This is a genomic window from Micromonospora sp. NBC_01699 (genome assembly GCF_036250065.1).
In the GTDB taxonomy this organism is placed as follows: domain Bacteria; phylum Actinomycetota; class Actinomycetes; order Mycobacteriales; family Micromonosporaceae; genus Micromonospora_G.
Genome location: NZ_CP109199.1, coordinates 7,777,762 through 7,796,588, shown reverse-complemented (window position 1 = coordinate 7,796,588; position 18,827 = coordinate 7,777,762). Strand labels below are relative to the sequence as shown.

The window sequence follows — 18,827 nt, the reverse complement described above, 5'->3', positions numbered from 1 at the left end:
AGGGTACGACGATGTGCGCCGCCGCGTGACGGATACCGTCTACCCCATGGTGGGAGAGCCGCAGGTCGGCGACGTCTTCGGCGAGCTGCTGCGGGACACGCTCGCGGTGGCGACCGGAGTCGGGCCACGTCCCCTGGTCGGGGGCCGGTTGCCCCGCCCGGTCGTCGAGATCATCGAACGCGACGACGGTCTGATCAACGGCGCCCCGGCCGCCCACTACCTCGACGGGCCGGCCGACTGGCAGCCGTACGACCACCGGGCGGTCGGGCGGGTCCGGGGCCGGGTGCTCGACATCGGTGTCGGTGCCGGCCGGATCGCCCTGGAGTTACAGGATCGCGAGGTCCCCGTGACCGGGCTGGACATCTCACCGGGCGCGATCCGGGTCGCCCGCAAGCGGGGCGTACGGGACCTGGTGCTCGGTACCGTCGACGAGTACGCCACCAACCGGCACCGGTTCGACACCTTCCTGCTGCTCGGCAACAACCTCGGGCTGATCGAGGGGCGGGACCGGGCACCGGCGTTCCTCGCCGCGCTGGCCGCCCTGGCGAATCCGGGTGCCGAGATCATCGCGCACGGCACCGACCCGTACGGCACCACCGACCCGGTGCACACCGGTTACCACGAGCGCAACCGGGCCCGGGGGCGGCTCGGCGGACAGTTGCGGCTGCGGCTGCGGTACCGGGAACTCGGCACACCCTGGTTCGACTACCTGGTCTGTACGCCCGACGAACTGGGTGAGCTGATCCGGGGCAGCGCCTGGCGGCTGGTCGACGTGGACGACGCGGACGCCCCGTACTACCTGGCCACGCTGCGGTTGGTGGGCTGATGGAGCCGGCCGAGCTGCGTACGGTCAGCAAGCGGATGTCCCGGGTGCTGCGGCACGCGCCGGAGAGCGTGGGGCTGACGCTGGACGCCAACGGCTGGGTGCCGGTGCCGGACCTGCTCGCCGCGCTGTCCCGGCACGGCCGGCGGATCACGCCGGAGGACCTGGACGCCGTGGTGGCCGGCAACGACAAGCAGCGCTTTGCGGTGCGTACGGCACCGGACGGGGTGGCGTGGATCCGGGCCAGTCAGGGGCATTCGGCGCGGGTGGCGGTGGATCTGGCGCTGACCCCGGTCACCCCGCCCGAGCTGCTCTACCACGGCACCGGCACGGTCAACGTACCGGCGATCCTGGCGCAGGGGCTGCGGCCGGGGCGGCGGCATCACGTACACCTATCGGTCGACGTGGCGACGGCGGTGACGGTCGGTCGGCGCCGGGGCGGGGCGGTGTCGGTGCTGGTCGTCGACGCGGCGAAGCTGGCCGCCCGGGGGCACGAGTTCTATCGCAGCGACAACGGGGTGTGGCTGACCGCGACCGTCCCGCCGGACGCCATCCGGCCGTCGGCGGAGTCGGCGTAGGGGAGTCGGCCCCGACTGCCCGAGCCTGACCCGTACCCGGAAAAGGCCCCGACCGGCGCACGATCGCGTCGGGCAGGGCCCTTTCCGCTGGAATCGGAAGCCGGTGACCTGCGGTCGGAAGCCGGTGACCCGGCGGTCAGACCGTGACGGTCGGCGGTGCCGGGTCGGCGGGTGGCCACCGTCGCCGTCGACCACCTCGTCCGGCGTACCGTCCTCGTCCAGGTCGACCATGGTGATGTCCACCGTGCCGTCACCGGTGGTGTCGAACTGGAACAGGTCAGCCTTGCCGTCGCCGTCGGTGTCGGCCACCCAGAGGTCGACCTTGCCGTCGTTGTTGGTGTCCGCGCGGATCAGGTCGACCCGCTCGTCGCCCCGCGTCTCGACGATCTCCTGCGGCTCGGTGGTTGCCTGCGACTCGCTCATGAAGGGAAGCCCTTTCTCCGGCTGACTGAGGCGTGCTCGTCCGCAGTACCCAGAACCGCGGCCCCGCATACGCTAGCGGCGGCGGCACCATCGCCGGCTCCCCCGGAGCGCCGGCCGTGGGAGACGTCAGGCCACCGAGTGCGTCACCACCGCGGAGTAGGCACCCGCCACCACGCTCGGCGGGTACGTCACCACGATGGTCGGGTTCCAGGAGGCCGAGTTGGCGCCGGCCTGACCGTGCCACTCGGCGGCCGTACGGGGCACGTCCAGCTCAGCGCCCGGCTGCGGCACGAACGTGCCGATCCCGGTCGTCACCAGCGCCGGGCCGGACGAGTAGCTGACTGCGTCGTGCGGGATCGGCGCGCCGCCGGAGCCCGGATCGGTGGTGAAGTCCGTGATCGAGACGGTCGCGATCCAGTTGCCGGACGCCGGCCCCCGATCGTCGGTCACGGTGACCAGGCCGAGCTGCCCGGAGATCACACCGGTGGTGATGTGTACGACGCCCAGGGTGGCGACGTCCGGCGCGCTGATCGACAGGCCACCGAGCGGGGCGATCACCAGCGTGACCGGTCGACTGTCAGTTTGTCCGAACGAGTCGGTGACCCTGACCGTGAACGGGTAGCTGCCGGCGGTGGTGGGGGTGCCGGAGAGCAGGCCGGTGGTCGGGTCGAGGGTCAGTCCGGCCGGTAGGGCTCCGGTGCTGATCGTCCAGGTGAACGGTGCCGTACCGCCGGTGACGGTGAGCTGGTAGCTGTAGGCGTCGTACGCCTTGCCGGCCGGTGGCGGGGGGAAGGTCAGCGTCGGCGCGGCGGCGATGACCAGGGTGACGTCCCGGGTGGCGCTCAGTGCGCTGGCGTCGGTGATGCTGACCGTGAACGGGTAGCTGCCGGCGGTGGTGGGGGTGCCGGAGAGCAGGCCGGTGGTCGGGTCGAGGGTCAGTCCGGCCGGTAGGGCGCCGGTGCTGATCGTCCAGGTGAACGGTGCCGTACCGCCGGTGACGGTCAGTTGGTCGCTGTAGGCGGCACCGACCTCGCCGAGCGGTGGTGCGGGGAACGCCAGGGTCGGCGCCGCGTTGACGGTCACCGGAGCGGACGCGGCGGAGGCCGGACCGGTGCCGGCGGCGTTGGTCGCGGCAACCCGGAACGTGTACGTGGTGCCGGCGGTCAACCCCGTGATCGTCTGGCTGGTGGTCGACGAGGGAAAGGTACGGGTCGGCTGCGCCACCCCGGCGACGTACGGGGTGACCAGGTAACCCGTGATCGCCGAGCCCCCGTTCGCCGGCACGCTCCACCCCAGTACGGCGGAGAGGCTGCCGGCGCTGACGCCGGTGATCGTGGGCGCCGACGGCAGCGTGTACGGCACCACCGCCGCCGAGGCGGGGCTGGTCGCACCGGTGCCCAGGGCGTTGACCGCCGCGACCCGGAAGGTGTACGACGCACCCGCGGTGAGCCCGGTCAGGGTGCGGGTGGTGGTGGAGGCGTCGAAGGTCTGGGTCGGCTGGGTCACCCCGTTGCGGATCGGGGTGATCACGTACCCGGTGATCGGGTTGCCGTTGTCCGCCGGGGCGGTCCAGCTCACGGTGGCGCTGGTGATGCCGGCGGTGGCGGTCGGCGCGGCGGGCGCGGCCGGGACGGAGCTGTAGACGTAGTTCGCCGACCCGGCGACACCCCGGGTGACGATCCTGACGTTCACCGTGGCCGGTGTGGATCGGGCGGGCATGGAGGAGATGGCGAGGGTGCCGTTGCCGTTGACGGTGAAGCAGCCGGCGGCCGGACCGGCGGCGCAGGGCAGCAGGACGACCGGCGTACCGGCCTGTAGTTCGGCGGTGGTGCCGATCTCGATGGCGGTGGCGCCGGTGAGGTTGGTGCCGCCGACGGTGACCGCGATGCCGCCGGAGATCGGGCTGGTCGCCGGGGTGACGGTGACGCCGGTCGGTGCGGCGGGCGGGGCGACCGGTGTGGTGGCGGTGGAGTATCCGGGGTTCGAGTCGTTGGAGGAGGAGGTGGCCACGGTCGTGGTCTGGATCAGCGCGGGGGTGACCCCACTGGCGGTGACGATGCCGACGACCGAGATCGGTGCCAGGGTGCTGCCGGCGGCGAACGGCCCGTTGCCGTTGGTGCAGGTGATCGTCTGTCCGGATGGTGCGCCGCAGACCCACCCGGTGCCGAAGGCGCCGAGCGGTACGACACCGGTCGGCAGGGTCTGGGTGACCGAGACCGGTACGGTTTCGTTCACACCGGGGTCCACACCGGCGGTGACGGTGTAGTTGACCGGGTCGCCGGGTTGCGGCGACGGGCCGGTGTAGCTGGTCTGGGCCACGTTCAGGTCGGGGACCGGGTTGAAGGTGACCGCTACCGCGTTGTCGACCTCGTGGAAGTCGGTCACCGATCCGGTCGACCCGACCCAGCCGAAGGCGAGCTGCTTCGGGATGCCGTTCGCGTTGAGCCAGTTCGCCGACGGATAGAGGGTCGGCGACACCACCGGCAGGGCGCCGGCCAGGGTGGTCGCTGCCCCACCGACGGGGGTGAACCGGACCCGGTAGGCGCCGGCGGGGACGGTGATCCCGGAGACGGTGGTGAACGACGACGCGGTCGGGTTGATCACCACTTCGACCGGTACGACGGAGGCCGCCCGGGTGGCGGCGCGCAGCGCCAGGGCCGGCGAGGCGCTGCTGGTGGCGGTGCTGTTGATACCGCAGTAGCCGACGCCGAGGCGACCGGGTCCACGGATGACTACCTGTCCCGGGATCCGTGGCCCGATGTACGCCGGGTTGGTGCAGCCGGAGCCCTGGTAGGTGCTGTTGCTGAAGTTGCCGTAGGGGTCGATGCCGATGCCGAGGTAGCCGTTGGACAGTCCGGCGGTCACACCGGCGAACGCCGCCGAGTAGCCGAGCGATCCGCCGCTGGGGCCGAGCATGGCCGGTGACATCGGGTTGGTCGGGTCGACCGCGGCGAGTACGAAGGCGAGTCCGTCGGCGCCGGGGCTGGTGCCGCCGTACTGGTAGGTGTTGAAGGTGATGTCCAGGCCCTGCGAGGTCGGCACGCTGGCCGCGCTGAAGACTCCTCCGGTTTTGCCGCCGGTGGCGTTGGTCAGCCGTAGCTTCCCGGCGCCCTGGGGGTCGGTGGAGGTGGGGCAGCTCAGCAACGGGCCGGTGGTGGTGTTGCCGGCGGCGGAGAGGCAGGCGGCGTTGACGCCGCCGAGCAGGGGCAACGCCGGTATCGACACCGGGCCGGTGCCGGAGACGGTGTTGTCGTGGAACGGCTGGTTGAACAGTGTCGTACCGGCCGCGAGGGCGGGGCCGGGCGTCAGCACCAGGGCCGCGACGGTGAGGACGAGCGCCAGTGCGCCGGTCAGGGCGCGCACCCGTGGTGTTGGTGACATTCCTCGCCTTCCCTCACGTATGCCAGCTAATGCACCTTATCGTCCTATTCGTGATTCTTTTCGGCTAATGGGGTAATCGTGACAGCGGGGGTCAGCGGAGAGCGCGTCCGACCCACTGCAATAGGGTCGCGACCATGAACGAGCGTTTTGTTGTCGTGGGCGCCGGCACCATGGGGCTCGGCATCGCCTACGTCGCGGCCACCGCCGGGTACCGGGTCGACCTGGTCGAGGTGGACGCCGGACGAGCCGAAGCGGCCGACACCGCGCTGGGCGGGCTGCTGAACCGGGCGGTCGAACGGGGCAAGCTGACCGCTCCCGCGGCGGCGGACGCGCGTACCCGATTGAAGCTCCGGCGCGACCTGGCCGAGGTGGCCGACGGCCCGGACGTGATCGTCGAGGCCGTGCCGGAACGCCCCGACCTGAAGCGGGCCGTGCTGGCCGCCGCCGCGGCCCGCCACCCGGCCCTGCTCGCCACCAACACCTCCAGCATCCCCATCGCCGAGCTGGCTACCGCGGTGCCCGACGCAGGGCGCTTCATCGGTTTGCACTTCTTCAACCCGGTCTGGGCAATGGCGCTGATCGAGATCGTCGTCGGGCCGGCGACCGCCGAGGAGACCACCGCGGCCGCCGTCGCCCTCGCCGGCCGGCTGGGCAAAGACCCCGTCGTCGTACGCGACCTGCCCGGCTTCGCCACCTCCCGGCTCGGCGTCACACTCGGCCTGGAGGCGATCCGGATGGTGGCCGACGGGGTAGCCAACGCGGCCGACATCGACAAGGCGATGACCCTCGGCTATCGGCACCCGGTCGGTCCACTGGAACTCACCGACCTGGTGGGGCTGGACGTACGGCTGGACATCGCCCGCACCCTCCAAGCGGCGTACGGCGACCGGTTCGCGCCGCCGCCGCTGCTGGTCGAGATGGTCGAGCAGGGCCGGCTGGGCAAGAAGTCCGGGCAGGGTTTCTACCGCTGGGTGGACGGGGTCAGGCAGTGAGCACAGTGGAGCCCGGCGGGCTGCGGATCGAGGAGCGGGACGACCGGCTGGTGGTCACCCTGGCCCGGCCGGAGAAGCGCAACGCGATCGACGCCGACCTGGTCGCCGCCCTGCACGAGGTGTGCGGGCGGTTGGAGCGGGAGCCGAAACTGCTGCTGCTCACCGGCGGCACCGACGGCATCTTCGCGGCCGGCGCGGACATCGCCCAACTGCGGGAGCGGGACCGGCTCGACGCGCTGGCCGCGATCAACTCGGCCGTCTTCGCCCGGCTCCGGGCGCTGCCGATGCCGACCGTGGCGGCCGTCGACGGCCCGGCCCTGGGCGGCGGCGCCGAGCTGTCGTACGCCTGTGACCTGCGAATCTGTACCTCCCGCGCCACCTTCGGGCAACCCGAGGTGCGGCTCGGCATCATCGCCGGGGCGGGCGCGACGCACCGGCTGCCGGCCCTGATCGGCGAGACCCGGGCCAAGGAGCTGCTCTTCACCGGTCGCCGGATCGACGCCGCCGAGGCGCTGCGGATCGGTCTGGTCAACCGGGTGGTGGACCAACCGGCCGACCTGCTCGGGGCCGCACACGAGTTGCTGGACGAGATCGCCAAGGCTTCGCCGCTGGCCGTACGCCTGACCAAACTGGCGGTCGACGCGCCCGCCGCCGCGCACCCGCAACTCGACCTGCTCAGCCAGGCGGTGCTCTTCGAGGACCCGGAAAAGCACCGCCGGATGACCGCGTTCCTCGACCGGAAGAACCGGTGACCGCCCCGGTCAGCGGCTGACGTACGGGTTGCTGTCCGAGTCGAGGTAGGCGACCCGGTCGGCGACCCCGTCGAAGTCGGTGTCGACCAGCCGCGAGTCGGGCCGGCCGTCCTCGTCCAGATCGGTGACCGAGTGGTCGGGGCGCCCGTCGTGGTTGAGATCCCGTACCCAGGTGTCCGGCTGGCCGTCGAGGTCGCTGTCCCGGGTCACCTGGTCCATCACGCCGTCGGCGTTGGTGTCTACGGCGACCCGGTCCACCACGCCGTCCTCGTTGGCGTCACCGATGATCCGGTCGACCGTGCCGTCGTCGTCGTAGTCACGCAGCATGGTGTCCAGCGCGCCGTCGTGATCACCGTCGATCAGGGTGGTCTCGGCGATGCCGTTGCTGTCGAGGTCCCGCTGCACCAGGTCGGCGACCCCGTCGCCGTCGAAGTCGGTGAGCGTCTCGGTGGAACCGTCGACGTGGTGCTCGACCACCGTCTCCGGCTGGAACGCCGCCAGATCGTACGCGGGCAGCTCGGGCCCCGGGTCGAGGCTCGATCCGAACCCCTCCTGGCCGTCGGCGGAGCCGAGGTCGATCTCCTCGGCCAGCGGGTTGTAGGTGAATTCGCTCATCGTCTGGTGCCCTTCGGCTCGGCTCGGCTCGTCCGGTGTCCGGTGTCCGGTGTCTTGTGTCCGGGAAACCGTACGGCGACCGGCCGCCCCGATTGCTCCCGGAAACGTGCCAGACCGTGCCGGCCGGTTGTCGTCGGCCGGGTTGTCGCCGGTTACCGGCTTGCTCGCGGCCGACCGGCGACGCGGGTCAGTGCCGGATCTGCACCCCGGCGGCGGACAGCGCCTTGATCACCTGGGCCGACTCGGCGAACCCGATGACCAGGACCGCGTCCGCACCGAACTGCTTGATCTCCTGGGCGCCACTGGTGAAGTCGACCGGCGGGGAGTCCGGCCTGGCCGGCGGGTCGTAGGTGAGCAGCTTGACCCGATCGGCGGCGAAGCCGGCCCGCTCCAGCTCGGCCCGGACGTTGCCCTGTAGGCCCTCGCCGTACGAGTCCTTCCGGGCGACCAGGGCGATCCGGTGCGGACCGTCGCGCATGATCACGTCGGCCAGCGCCCGGCCCTGGAGGATGTCCGAGGGCGCGGTGCGGAAGTAGCGACCCTGGTCGTCGATGGTGGTCAGGCCGGCGTCGGTGTTCGACGGGGAGAAGAGGATCAGCCCGGCCGCGACCACGTCGGGCAGCACCGCGCGGGAGATCCCGGACGCGGCGGCACCGATGATCACGTGTACGCCGGCCGCGACGTGTTGCGCGACGGTCGCCTTCGCGACGTCCGGGTTGGTCCCGTCGTCTCCGTCGACCCAGACCGCCGGTTCGCCGAGTACGCCGCCCGCGTCGTTGATCTCCTTCATGGCCAGCTTCGCGCCCGCCCCGAGCGGCGGGTACGCCAGCGCGAGGTCACCGGTCTTCGGCAGCAGCCCGCCGATCTTCAGCGGCGAACCGTCCCGCTTGTCGTTCTTCCCGCCGACCTGCTTCTTCGGCGCGGGCGGGGCCTGGGTGCTGGCCGCCGACTCGTCACCGGCCCCGACGAACTCGGTCTTCCCGTCGTCGATCTTCGCCTGCTCGCCGAAGTGCATGGTGGCGTAGCTGGCGGTCGACGGCTCGCCCGCGTCGGTGAAGCCGCCCCGGCTGAGCGAGGCGCCGCGATACTCGATGTCCGTACCGGAGCGGGCGATGGTCAGGCAGTCCGCGATCGAGTCGCAGCGCTGGCCGCCCACGGTGACGGCGTTGATCTGCTTGGCGATCTCGGCCGGAGCGGTCGAGCCGGCCAGTTGCGCCGCGAGCGCGCTCACCGCGATGGCGTCGTAGACCTCGGCCGAGTAGAGAAAGTCGGTGAGCGTCGGGTCGATGGCGGTGACCCGGTCCTTGAAGTCCTTGGAGAGCGGGGTGAGCGGGATGGTGCCCTTCATGCCGTCCAGCAGCTTGGTCTGCCCGTCGAACTCCTTGACGAAGGAGTTCTGCATGTTGCCGTCCGTACCGTAGAGCCGGGTCGGAAGGGCGCTCGACTCCTCTGTATCGTCCCCGCCGCATCCAGCGGTGGCGAGCAGAAGCGTCGCGCAGGCGGCAAGAGCAGCACCGCGCGAACCGCGTGGTACGAGCATGAGGTCGTCCTTCCTCCCCGAAGGTCCGCTGCGCACACTAGCGTGCCCTTGGTGGGCGACGTGACTGCGGTCGCGGATCGATCTTCTACCCGGCGGTAATATACGCCGGCCGATCGCTTTCGACATTCCCGAGCGCCTGCTTGACCTGGCGGCATACCCTTCCGCACGTGATGGACGAACCCCAGGACACGCTGGACGACGCCAACGCGGTACTGCGGTCCGCGCTGACTGGTGACAGTGACGCGGTGGTCGGCACCTTCGACGCGGTGGTGGACCGGTCCGGTGTCGCTGGGGCCTACGAGGTGGCCTGGCGGCTCGCCGCCACGATGGTCGGTGACCAGGTGCCACGCGGCAGTTGGACGCTGGAGTTCCCGGGCATCGACGAGGCCGGCTACGACGCCCGCTGGGTGGCCCGCTTCGTCAGCGCGTACGCGAACTCCGACATCGACACGGCCGAGGCGCTCTTCGGTGCCGCGCTGACCGACGGCCAACTCCCCGACTGCCTGCTCACCCTCGCCGGCTCGGCCGTCGCCACCATCCGCCACCGCAAGCCGTAACACCACCGGCCCCGATCCGGCCCCGCGCCGCCCCGGTCCCGATCACGGGTGGGAACCTGGAGCAATGCTCGACAAGGTGCGCAAGCTGCTGGCGATGGCCGAGGACCCGGCCTGCACCGAGGCCGAGGCGGCGGCGTTCATGGCCAAGGCCACCGACCTGATCGCCCGGTACGGGGTGGACCGGGCCCTGCTCGCCGCCCGGGACCCGACCACCGACCCCGTCGGCGACCGGGTGGTCGACCTGCTGGCGCCGTACGCGTTGGACAAGGCGGGCCTGCTCGCCGCGGTGGCCGACGCGCTGCGCTGCCGGAGCGTACGGCGGCGGTCCGGCAGCGGTTTCGCGATGCACCTGTTCGGGTTCGCCAGTGACCTGGAGCGGGTGGAGTTGCTCTTCACCTCTCTCCTGGTGCAGGCCGCGCACGGGCTCGCCGCGACCCCGGTGCCGCTCGGCGACCAGCCGGCCGCGTTCCGGCGCTCCTGGCTGGCCGGGTTCGCCTACTCGGTGTCGCAACGGTTGCGGGCGGCCGAGTCCGCCGCGGCGGCCGACCCGGCGGGTGTGCCGGTCGGACATACGTCGATGGCGCTGGTGCTGGCCGATCGGAGTACCCGGGTGCAGCGCCGGCTGGCCGAGGTGTACCCGAGGCTGCGTACCGCTTCGGCCCGCCGGCTGGCCGGCGGTGGCGCGGGCCAGGGCGCCGAGGCCGGCCGCCGCGCCGATCTGGGCGGTACGAGCGTGCGTACCGGTACGAACGCCGCTCTGCACGGCTGGTCCGGGTCAGTTGGTGATCATGCTGACCGAGGTGGCGTACCGGGAGAGTAGTTCGTGCCAGCCGGCGGTGAGTGCCTGCCGGTAGCCCTCGGCGGCCTCGCCGTGCCGGTCGAAACCGCGGTGCTCGACCTCGACCCGGGTCCGGTCGCCGTCCTCCGGAACGAACCGGACGTCCACCTCGCTGGCGTTGGCCGGGTCCGGCACCGGCACCCGGTCGGGCCCGATCTGCCAGGTGAAGACGAGCCGGTACGGGGGCTGCCAGTGGACCACCCGACCCCAGTCGGTACGGAAGCCGTGCGGCCCGATCTCGTACGCCATCCCGCCGACGTGCGGCTCGAAACCGATGGCGGCCAGTGCGGTCGGCCCGGACCAGGTGTACTCCATCACCCACCAGTCGGCGAGGCCGTTGGTGAAGACCGCGAAGGCGTGCTCGGGCGGAGCGGAGACCCGCAGGGTGCTGCGTAGGGAATACCTCGCCACGTCCTGGTGGATGCCGCCCGGGCCGGTGGTCTCCTGTCCCATAGGCCCGGACCATACCGGCCGCTGACTCCCGACGCAGCGTCCATCCGACCAGCGGTTGAATCTCTGCGCCGAACGTGCGGTTACCCGTTGTCGCTATGGGCGGCGGTCGATGGGCGCACGGGGCGCGCTCGATATGAGGCAAGTGCTATGCGGGCCGTCGACGACCCCCGCACTAGATTAATGTTCGTCGATTAAATCGGAGAGATCCACTCCGTGTCACCGAACAAGGAGCCCGCGATGGTCAGACGACAACTCCTCCGTACCGCCGTGGCCGCCCTGGTGGCGGCCTGCTCCATGATCGGCGTACAGGCCGCCACCGGAACGGCCGCGGTGGCGGACGCCAACATCGCCGTACGCACCGTCTACTACGACGCCAGCCGGGCCGGTGAGTTCACCACCAACTTCACCCAGGCCGCCCAGATCTGGAACAGCCGGGTGAGCAACGTACGCCTGGTCGCCGGCACCCCGGCCAGTGTGGTCATCTACGTCGACAACGGCTGGCCCCGGGCGTACGTGACCGGGCTCGGCTCCGGCCGGGTCTACATGGGCTGGGAGGCCGTGAACGACGGCTACAACCGGACCAGGATCGCGACCCACGAGATCGGCCACATCCTGGGCCTGCCCGACAACCGCACCGGTCGCTGCACCGACCTGATGTCCGGCAGCAGCGCACCGGTTTCCTGCGCCAACGCCAACCCGAGCGCCGCCGAGGCGGCCAGGGTCAACCAGCTCTTCGCCGGCAGCGCCGCGGCGGCAAAGTTCGACCAGGCGAACCCCAAGGTGTACGTCTGGAACGGCAGCTGACCTGATCCGCGTACGCGGGACGGGACGGGGCCGATCGGCGGCGACGCTGGTCGGCCCCGCGGTCCGTGCCGGGGCGGGCCGGGTACGGCTCAGCGCACCACCGCTCCGGAGTTGTGTCGGGCCACCCCGGCTCCCGCCGCCAGCGGACCGACGATCAGGTACAACACCCAGGTCAGCGGCATGGTCACGATGCCGAGGCCAACGAAGATCAGCGCGAAGTTGATCCAGAACAGCACCCAGAACGACACCATCAGGGCGATCCCGACACCGATCCGCCCGGCGTAGATGTTCCCGATCCCGAAGATCCCGATCAGCCCGGGAAGCAGCTCCAGCAGGACCGCCGCCCCGGTGGACTTCGTCGGCACCACCGGCACGTGCACCGGCTGCGGGTGAGGTAGCGCCGGGGCGTACTGCTGTGCGGGCAGGTGGTGCGGCGCCGGCGTGTACGGCGGCGGTGTCGGCGGATACTGCTGTATTGGCGGCGAATACTGCTCCACCGCTGCCGGGTGATGCGGCGGCGGCGAATGGTGCGGTGGCGAGTGGTGCGGCGGTGGCGAGGTGGGGGCCGGCGGGTAGTGCTCCGCGGGCAGTTGCATCGGTAGCGTCGGCGGCAGTTGCGGGGGCGGCGGTGCCGCCGCCTGATCCGCCCACGGATCCTGCTGCGGGTATGGATGGGTCATAACTTGCAGTCTGGTCAGCGCCTGCGGCCGGACGCTACGTCCAACCGTCTCTTATATGTCACGGTTCGATGGAGCCCGTCCCGACGGTCCGAATCCCCGCCCCAATGGGCCATGGCGACGCGCCGAAGGGTACGGCGAGGTCGACACCATCCTGGCTAGGATCCGAGAATGGCGGACGAGCAGGCGGTACGGGGAGAGGGCTTCGCGAACCTCGTACACGGCGCCCGGCAGCGCCTGGGCTGGACCCGGCGGCAACTCGCCGAGCGGTCCGGACTCCCCGAGGACCTGATCCAGGCATGGGAAGCGGGCGACCTGCACGGCTCCGAGCCGGCGAGCCTGGTGCGGTCGGTGCTGGTAGCGCTCGACATCGAGCCGGCCGACGCCCTGGTCGCCCTCGGCTATCTCACCCCCGACGACCTGCGCGACCGACCGGCCGGGCGGACCGTCGGGAACGTACGACTCGACACCGAAACCGGCGACCTGCTGAACCAGCTCGCCCTCGCCAGCCACAGCACACCCGAGCGGTACCTCGCCTCGCTGATCGTCGCCGACTACGACCGGCAGTGGCCCGGCCGCCGGGACTTCCAGCAGATCCCGCTGGAAGCCCGCCTCCAGCGGGTACGCGAACTCCTCGGGCAGACCGAACTCCTGGACGATCCCGAAGCCGAACGGCGACTGGACGAGGCGCTCGCGCGGGCCCAGGAGGAGGCCCTGCGCATCTACGGCGACTCCGACCAGGCAGCCGCGTGAAGCAACTCCACGTCTTCGACACCTCGGCGCTCATCGGACTACTGAACAACCAGGACCCACTGGTACGCCTCTACCGCCGCGCCGAACACGGCCGGATCCTGCTGGGCTTCCCGACCACCGTCATCCACGACGCCAACGCGGCGCTGCCGATCGGCTGGGATTCCTGGTACGCCCTGCTCAACCTGCCCGACGTCATCTGCCTGCCGCTGACCGAGCACGTGGCGGTCGCCATCTCCGGCGGGGCCGGTGACCTCGCCGTACGGCATGCGGTTTTCGAGGCCAAGGGAGCGACCGGCCTGATCGTCACCTGCCGCCCCGGCCAGTACGAAGGCCGAGGGGTGCCGGTGCTGGCCCTCTGAGGCTTCAGATCGAAGCGGGCGGGCCCGAAGCAGCGTCAAACGTGGACTAGTCTCACGGCTCGTGATGCCTGCGACGGTGATCGCTGACCGAGACCGGTCGACGTCCGATCAGCGTCCACCGCTCGGTGTCGCTACTGGCTCGCAGGTTCGAGAGGAACCCGCCCACTGATGCGCCTTACCGTCCTTACCGCCGTTGTCGGTATCTGTCTCATCGCCTTCGTTGTCGAGTTGCTCCGACGGCGTCAACTACGAGAGAAGTACGCGGCTTTGCTGATCACCGTGGCCGTGATCGCGTTGCCGCTCGCGTTCTTCCCCCGCCTGCCCGACCGCCTGGCCGATGTGTTCGGGGTGGTCAACGGGGTGAGCCTCGTGCTGTTCGGCGGGGTCGTCTTCCTCCTGCTGGTCACCATCCATCTGAGCTGGGAACTCAGCCGGCTGGAGGAGGAGACCCGGGTGCTCGCCGAAGAGGTGTCGCTGCTGCGCGGCGAACTCCAGAGGGAAAAGAGCGGGTCATGAGCATGGACAAGAAGATTCTGATCATCATTCCGGCCTGGAATGAGGAGAAGTCCATCGCCGACGTCGTACGCGAGGTCCAGCGGGAACTGCCGACGGTCGACGTACTCGTGGTCGACGACGGCTCGATGGACAGCACCGCCGAGCAGGGGCGTCGGGCCGGGGCCCACGTGCTGCGGCTGCCGTACAACCTGGGTGTCGGCGGGGCGATGCGGCTCGGCTACCGGTACGCCGAGGACAACGGCCACGACATCGCGATCCAGATCGACGCCGACGGTCAGCACGACCCGCGCTTCGTACCGCAGCTCGTGGCCGCGCTCGACCACGCCGACCTGGTGATCGGAGCCCGCTTCGCCGGCACCGGCGACTACACCGTACGCGGCCCCCGCCGGTACGCCATGCGCCTGCTCGCGGTCGTGCTCAGCCGGATCACCGGCACCCGGTTGAGCGACACCACCTCCGGCTTCCGGGCGGCGAACCGTCGGGTGATCGAGATGTTCGCCCACGCCTACCCGGTGGAATACCTCGGTGACACCATCGAGACGGTGGTGCACACCGCCCGGTCCCGGTTCAAGGTGTTGCAGGTCCCGGTCGCCATGCGCCCCCGCGCCGCCGGTACGCCCAGCCAGTCCCCGCTGAAGGCCACGCTCTATCTGACCCGCGCGGTCGCCGTACTGGGTCTGGCCCTGATCCGCCGCTACCCACTACCCCAGGAACAGGTCAAGCAGGTCTGATCCGTTGCCTGCCCTGCCTGGGTGGGGCAGGTGGAGTGAGAGGGCTGTCCATGTATTGGGGACAGCCCTTCTCCGTGTCGCCGTCAGGTGAGGTCGATCCAGTAGCCGAGAGACACCCGGTCGGCCGGGACCACAATGTCGGCCACCTCGACCACCCGGTTTTCGGCGTACGTCTGCCGGGTGATCGTGACGACCGGGGTACCGCTCGGGATGCGCAGCGTTTTGACCTCGTCGGCGACGGGCATCCGTGCCCGCACGTCCTCCTGGATCCCGGTGATGACCACGCCGAGGCTGAACAACTGGGCGGTGTTCCCGCCGGGCCACGGCTCCCGCTCCGGATCAGCAAGAGGTGTGCCGGCGACCATGCCGAGCAGATAGCAGGACGTCGACATCTGCTGGGCGACACCGTCGGCGTAGAACACGAACCGGCGCTCCAGCAACATCGTGCCGGGTGGTACGCCGAACAGCTCGGCGGTGGCAGCGTCGGCGGGTACGTCCTGGAACGCCTTGTCCAACCGGTAGTCGTTCCACCTGACACCCCGGTCGACGGTGAACGACGTCTCGGGTGGGGCGTCACCTCGAATCTGTTCCAGCTCCCTGCGGTACCGCTCGGAGCCGAGGCGCCGGACTGGCAGATTGGGCCGGACGAAGGTGCCCCGGCCCATCTCGGTGACCGCCAAGCCCTCCGACCGCAGTAGAGCGATGGCTTCTCGTGCGGTGCCGCGTGACACCTCGAACTCGGCCATGATGGCCGTCTCGGACGGCAGGATGGACCCGGCCGGGATCGCGCCGGCCATGATCCGGCGGCGCAGCTCATCGGCGACCCGTTGATATCGGGGCCGCTCGCGCGGGGTAGGCACGTTCGTCACCGTACCTTCGATCAACGCGCTTCGGATGTTCGCCATCTCCCTTCGGGCAACCTATCTAGACGGGCAGTATATACGGGTGTAGCTTGCTGTTAGGTGGCCAGCGCAGACAGTTGTTCTAGGGGTAGGCGACCCTGTGCTGGCCGCCCTTCCAAGTTGACGGAGGTGGGCCATGCTGATCAACAGCACGCGACGAAAGTATTTCTTCGACCCTGACCCTGGACTGGCGTCGACCGATCAGGTGAGCCTCAGCCCCGCGCCGGAGGCGGTGCCGCCGATCAGTCACGCCGATCAACGTCCGGCCCAGTTGGTCGGGGCGGCGATGGTCAACGTGCCCCGCCAGTTCGGCCCTGGTGTGCCACCGGCACGCGGCAACGGTGGGCGGTGGCGGGCATGAGTGACGCCGAGCAACTGGCACGTGAGGCGCTGCGGGTTGTCTCGCAGCACGACAACGGCGGCCGCTGTGATCGGTGCACAGACAGCGAGTGCCCGGCACTTTCCAAGGCACAAGGGCTGACCAAGCCGGGTGAGTGGTGACTCCGCTCATGCTGCACCAGCGGCTCCGGCTCACCCAGCTACGGGCGCGGAAGGTGCTGCGCCGGCACTGGCCGGTCAACGGTCGGTGCCCGCGTTGCCCCCTGGGGCGGACATGTACGGGGTTCGTCCGAGCATGCGTCGTCCTGGAGGCACTGGGTGACGACTACCAGCCGTCCCCGATCCCCGAGCCGGCGGTGGTCCGGGAGATCGTCGTTCGGTTTCGAGCCGAAGTCGAAGGCGCCGTCGGGTGAGCCGGCAGGATGAACCGCTTACGCCAGCGGCGATCTTGTGGGCGGCCAGCAGGACGGTCCGGGGCCATGCCAACGGCCGCCGGTGCCCGCAATGCATTGCCGACGGCGGGTGCCGGCAGCTCGACTGGGCCATTGAGATCCGGGGCGGCGGCAAGGCGGCGTCGGTGCTGCTCGCCGACGCCAGGGCGGGGAGGGCCTCGTGACCACTCAACCGGGCGTGAAGGCGACCTTCATTGGGGACGACGGTGCCCGCTCACTGGTGAAGGTCACCGTCAACCTTGCCCCGCGTGCTGTGGACGCGCTCGACGCGGCCTGCATGCGTACCAGGGACACCAAGACGGACACGATCAACCGTGCGCTGGTCGTCTACAGCGTCGTCCTGGAGCTGATGGAACGTGGCGGCGGGAGCCTCACCCTGCAAAGCCCTGATGGTGGCACTGACCGGGTACATCTGCTTTGACCGGAGGTGATACGTGGAGCGCGACCAGCAAGACGATGCCGCCGGTGCTCCGCACCGGCCGGGCGACGACTGGCGGTGCCGTGACGACAGTGAGGAATGGCCGTGCCCGGTCTTCCGGCGGCGCATGTGGTCGCTCTACCGCGACGACCGGGTCCGCCTGGTGGTGTTCATGCGCCACTTCCGCGATCGAGCGGCTCCCCTCATCGGCTTGACCGACGAGCAGGCCGACGCCCGGTTTGTCGACTGGGCACACGAGCCACCGGCACCGGTACGCAAGCGCCTGCGGCAGATCTGACCGGCGGAGACTCCTGGGGGCCAACGGCATCCAACTTTCCCCGGACAGCAAGAAGCTGGCGCGACTCGACGCCAAGGCGGGCGTGGCCAGAGCAGGCAGTGGGCACGAATGAGCTTGACCCGATGCCCCCGGAGAAGCCGTACGCGAAGGTCGCCAGAAGCAGTTGCGATGGGAGTGACAACCATTCGGGTCTGGAGTCGATCCACCCGGCGGAACTCGACACAAATAGAGCAGCCCCGGTCCTGCGTTTCCGCTGGTCGGGGCTGCTCTGATAGCCCGGCGAAAGGCTATGTGGCCAGGGGCGGGGTCGAACCGCCGACCTTCCGATTTTCAGTCGGACGCTCGTACCAACTGAGCTACCTGGCCCGGGTGTTGCTCGGCTCATGTTACCCGTCCGGCGGAATGGCCGCAGCACGGGTGACCTGCTCCGAAACGCAGAACGCCGCGCGTTGTTACGCGCGGCGGACGGCGCTGGCGGTCCTGACGGGACTTGAACCCGCGACCTCCGCCTTGACAGGGCGGCGAGCACTCCAACTGCTCCACAGGACCTAGCTCTTACCTTCTTGCGCCGACCGGCAGGTCGGATGTTACACGTGCCCCCAACGGGATTCGAACCCGTGCTACCGCCTTGAAAGGGCGGCGTCCTGGGCCACTAGACGATGAGGGCGGCCCCGCCATCATTGCACAAGACAACTCAAGCAGTTGCACCCATCCGGCCCCGCCGGAGGCTTGGAAAGCATACGTGATCGCCGGCCGCCGGATCAAACCGGTAGCGGGTGGGGCAAGAATGCCCCCAAAACCTACTTCAGGCGTACGATCCCGTACTTCTGTTTCAAAGTGGTGAGCAGGGTCGGGCAGGCGGTGAGGGTGGCGCTGCGGTCCCCACCCCCGTCGTGCAGCAGGATGATCGACCCCGGCCGCGCCTGGTCGATCACGCGTTTGCTGATCGCCTCGGCACCGGGCTTGTCCCAGTCCCTCGGGTCGACGTCCCAGTGCAGCGCGGTCATGCCCAGCGCCCGGCTCACCCGGACCACCGACGGGGTCCACTCACCGCCCGGCTGCCGGTAGTAGCCGATCTTCGCTCCCGGTACCGCCCGGCGGATCTCCCGGTTGGTCCGGACCAGGTCGGCCCGGATCTCCGCCTCCGACTTCCGGCCCAGCTTGAGATCGTGCTGCCAGCTGTGGTTGCAGAGGGTGTGGCCCTCGCGCACGATCCGGGCGACCAGTTGGGGGTACTTGCGGGCCTTCGTGCCGATCAGGCAGAAGGTCGCCTTGACCTTGGCGGCCCGGAGCTGGTCGAGCACCTTCGGGGTCCACTCCGGGGCGGGACCGTCGTCGAAGGTGAGCGCGACCGCCTTCACCCCGGTCAGCCGCCTGGTGTCGTACGGACCGACCTTGCCGCGCGGTGCCGGGGGGCGGCTCGGCGTCGGCTGGAGCGTCGGGGCGGGCGGTGCGCTGGTGGCCGGCGCGGTCGGGCTGGGCGCCGGTGCGCTGGTGGCCGGGGTGAACGGGGTGAAGCTGGGCGGGGTGGCCAGGTCGTGTTGTTCGTTGGCGCAGGCACCGGTGAGAAGCGCCACCAGGACCAGCCCGGCCGCGAGCGCGGCGGGTCGGATCATCGTCGACTCC

At 70.3% G+C, this 18,827-nt stretch carries 21 protein-coding genes, 3 tRNA genes and 2 pseudogenes; 15 read left to right on the top strand and 11 right to left on the bottom strand.

Annotated elements, in window-relative coordinates:
* The first annotated feature begins 46 nt into the window (after nucleotides 1–46).
* Nucleotides 47–826, top strand: a complete 780-nt coding sequence (locus OG792_RS32245) for a class I SAM-dependent methyltransferase (RefSeq protein ID WP_329105308.1) — start codon at nucleotides 47–49, stop codon at nucleotides 824–826.
* Complete coding sequence (locus tag OG792_RS32240) at nucleotides 826–1,401, top strand: RNA 2'-phosphotransferase (protein WP_329105305.1); 576 nt, start codon at nucleotides 826–828, stop codon at nucleotides 1,399–1,401. The genes OG792_RS32245 and OG792_RS32240 overlap by 1 nt, the downstream gene beginning before the upstream one ends.
* 165 nt (nucleotides 1,402–1,566) lie before the next feature.
* Here the strand turns inward: OG792_RS32240 and OG792_RS32235 are convergent.
* A pseudogene (locus OG792_RS32235) lies at nucleotides 1,567–1,824 on the bottom strand (hypothetical protein); the annotation flags it as partial.
* Nucleotides 1,825–1,950: 126 nt separating this feature from the next.
* A complete protein-coding gene (locus tag OG792_RS32230) occupies nucleotides 1,951–5,205 on the bottom strand; it encodes a putative Ig domain-containing protein (RefSeq protein WP_329105303.1) in 3,255 nt (1,084 codons plus the stop codon).
* Nucleotides 5,206–5,339: 134 nt separating this feature from the next.
* On the opposite strand from OG792_RS32230, the gene OG792_RS32225 reads away from it, so the two are divergent.
* A complete protein-coding gene (locus OG792_RS32225) occupies nucleotides 5,340–6,197 on the top strand; it encodes a 3-hydroxyacyl-CoA dehydrogenase family protein (protein WP_329105301.1) in 858 nt (285 codons plus the stop codon).
* Entirely contained in the window at nucleotides 6,173–6,949 is a 777-nt protein-coding gene (locus OG792_RS32220) for an enoyl-CoA hydratase/isomerase family protein (protein WP_329111568.1), read from the top strand. The genes OG792_RS32225 and OG792_RS32220 overlap by 25 nt, the downstream gene beginning before the upstream one ends.
* Nucleotides 6,950–6,958: 9 nt before the next feature.
* Here the strand turns inward: OG792_RS32220 and OG792_RS32215 are convergent, their stop codons facing one another.
* Both OG792_RS32215 and OG792_RS32210 read right to left on the bottom strand, forming a co-directional pair.
* Nucleotides 6,959–7,564, bottom strand: a complete 606-nt coding sequence (locus OG792_RS32215; protein ID WP_329105299.1) for a hypothetical protein — start codon at nucleotides 7,562–7,564, stop codon at nucleotides 6,959–6,961.
* A gap of 187 nt (nucleotides 7,565–7,751) precedes the next feature.
* Nucleotides 7,752–9,104, bottom strand: coding sequence for an ABC transporter substrate-binding protein (locus tag OG792_RS32210; protein ID WP_329105298.1), 1,353 nt, complete (start codon nucleotides 9,102–9,104; stop codon nucleotides 7,752–7,754).
* A gap of 167 nt (nucleotides 9,105–9,271) precedes the next feature.
* Here OG792_RS32210 and OG792_RS32205 point away from each other — a divergent pair, with 167 nt between their 5' ends.
* On the top strand, nucleotides 9,272–9,661 hold the full coding sequence (locus OG792_RS32205; RefSeq protein ID WP_329105296.1) for a hypothetical protein: 390 nt from the start codon (nucleotides 9,272–9,274) through the stop codon (nucleotides 9,659–9,661).
* Between the two features lie 64 nt (nucleotides 9,662–9,725).
* The gene (locus OG792_RS32200; protein ID WP_329105295.1) at nucleotides 9,726–10,481 is read left to right on the top strand and encodes a DUF2786 domain-containing protein; all 756 of its coding nucleotides are present in this window, start codon (nucleotides 9,726–9,728) and stop codon (nucleotides 10,479–10,481) included.
* On the opposite strand, the gene OG792_RS32195 is transcribed toward OG792_RS32200, so the two are convergent.
* Nucleotides 10,437–10,952 carry an SRPBCC family protein gene (locus OG792_RS32195; protein ID WP_329105293.1) on the bottom strand — a complete coding sequence of 172 codons (516 nt, stop codon included), beginning with the start codon at nucleotides 10,950–10,952 and terminating at the stop codon, nucleotides 10,437–10,439. The genes OG792_RS32200 and OG792_RS32195 overlap by 45 nt on opposite strands.
* Nucleotides 10,953–11,189: 237 nt before the next feature.
* Between OG792_RS32195 and OG792_RS32190 the strand changes: the two are divergent.
* Nucleotides 11,190–11,696, top strand: a pseudogene (locus OG792_RS32190) (snapalysin family zinc-dependent metalloprotease); the annotation flags it as partial.
* 149 nt (nucleotides 11,697–11,845) lie between these two features.
* Here the strand turns inward: OG792_RS32190 and OG792_RS32185 are convergent.
* Nucleotides 11,846–12,436 (bottom strand): hypothetical protein, encoded by a 591-nt coding sequence (locus OG792_RS32185; RefSeq protein ID WP_329105291.1) that lies wholly within the window; start codon nucleotides 12,434–12,436, stop codon nucleotides 11,846–11,848.
* Between the two features lie 168 nt (nucleotides 12,437–12,604).
* Between OG792_RS32185 and OG792_RS32180 the strand changes: the two genes are divergently transcribed.
* From OG792_RS32180 to OG792_RS32165, 4 genes are all read left to right on the top strand, one after another.
* Nucleotides 12,605–13,186, top strand: a complete 582-nt coding sequence (locus tag OG792_RS32180; RefSeq protein ID WP_329105289.1) for a helix-turn-helix domain-containing protein — start codon at nucleotides 12,605–12,607, stop codon at nucleotides 13,184–13,186.
* A complete protein-coding gene (locus OG792_RS32175) occupies nucleotides 13,183–13,545 on the top strand; it encodes a hypothetical protein (RefSeq protein ID WP_329105287.1) in 363 nt (120 codons plus the stop codon). The genes OG792_RS32180 and OG792_RS32175 overlap by 4 nt, the downstream gene beginning before the upstream one ends.
* 168 nt (nucleotides 13,546–13,713) lie before the next feature.
* Nucleotides 13,714–14,061 carry a DUF2304 domain-containing protein gene (locus OG792_RS32170; RefSeq protein WP_329105285.1) on the top strand — a complete coding sequence of 116 codons (348 nt, stop codon included), beginning with the start codon at nucleotides 13,714–13,716 and terminating at the stop codon, nucleotides 14,059–14,061.
* Complete coding sequence (locus OG792_RS32165) at nucleotides 14,058–14,792, top strand: glycosyltransferase family 2 protein (protein ID WP_329105283.1); 735 nt, start codon at nucleotides 14,058–14,060, stop codon at nucleotides 14,790–14,792. Before OG792_RS32170 ends, OG792_RS32165 begins: the two co-directional genes overlap by 4 nt.
* Before the next feature lie 83 nt (nucleotides 14,793–14,875).
* On the opposite strand, the gene OG792_RS32160 is transcribed toward OG792_RS32165, so the two are convergent.
* The gene (locus tag OG792_RS32160) at nucleotides 14,876–15,652 is read right to left on the bottom strand and encodes a GntR family transcriptional regulator (protein WP_329105281.1); all 777 of its coding nucleotides are present in this window, start codon (nucleotides 15,650–15,652) and stop codon (nucleotides 14,876–14,878) included.
* A 178-nt stretch (nucleotides 15,653–15,830) separates the two neighbouring features.
* Here OG792_RS32160 and OG792_RS32155 point away from each other — a divergent pair, with 178 nt between their 5' ends.
* The 4 genes from OG792_RS32155 to OG792_RS32140 all read left to right on the top strand — a co-directional run bounded on the left by OG792_RS32155 (nucleotide 15,831) and on the right by OG792_RS32140 (nucleotide 17,201).
* Nucleotides 15,831–16,055, top strand: coding sequence for a hypothetical protein (locus OG792_RS32155; RefSeq protein ID WP_329105279.1), 225 nt, complete (start codon nucleotides 15,831–15,833; stop codon nucleotides 16,053–16,055).
* Nucleotides 16,052–16,195, top strand: coding sequence for a hypothetical protein (locus OG792_RS32150; RefSeq protein ID WP_329105278.1), 144 nt, complete (start codon nucleotides 16,052–16,054; stop codon nucleotides 16,193–16,195). The genes OG792_RS32155 and OG792_RS32150 overlap by 4 nt, the downstream gene beginning before the upstream one ends.
* Before the next feature lie 450 nt (nucleotides 16,196–16,645).
* Nucleotides 16,646–16,906 carry a hypothetical protein gene (locus tag OG792_RS32145; protein ID WP_329105276.1) on the top strand — a complete coding sequence of 87 codons (261 nt, stop codon included), beginning with the start codon at nucleotides 16,646–16,648 and terminating at the stop codon, nucleotides 16,904–16,906.
* 13 nt (nucleotides 16,907–16,919) lie between these two features.
* Complete coding sequence (locus OG792_RS32140; protein ID WP_329105273.1) at nucleotides 16,920–17,201, top strand: hypothetical protein; 282 nt, start codon at nucleotides 16,920–16,922, stop codon at nucleotides 17,199–17,201.
* Between the two features lie 292 nt (nucleotides 17,202–17,493).
* On the opposite strand, the gene OG792_RS32135 is transcribed toward OG792_RS32140, so the two are convergent.
* The 4 genes from OG792_RS32135 to OG792_RS32120 all read right to left on the bottom strand — a co-directional run bounded on the left by OG792_RS32135 (nucleotide 17,494) and on the right by OG792_RS32120 (nucleotide 18,817).
* Nucleotides 17,494–17,567, bottom strand: a tRNA-Phe gene (locus OG792_RS32135).
* 106 nt (nucleotides 17,568–17,673) lie between these two features.
* Nucleotides 17,674–17,750, bottom strand: a tRNA-Asp gene (locus tag OG792_RS32130).
* Nucleotides 17,751–17,795: 45 nt separating this feature from the next.
* Nucleotides 17,796–17,868 (bottom strand) — tRNA-Glu (locus tag OG792_RS32125).
* Nucleotides 17,869–18,001: 133 nt separating this feature from the next.
* The gene (locus OG792_RS32120) at nucleotides 18,002–18,817 is read right to left on the bottom strand and encodes a polysaccharide deacetylase family protein (protein ID WP_329105271.1); all 816 of its coding nucleotides are present in this window, start codon (nucleotides 18,815–18,817) and stop codon (nucleotides 18,002–18,004) included.
* Nucleotides 18,818–18,827 lie beyond the last annotated feature (10 nt).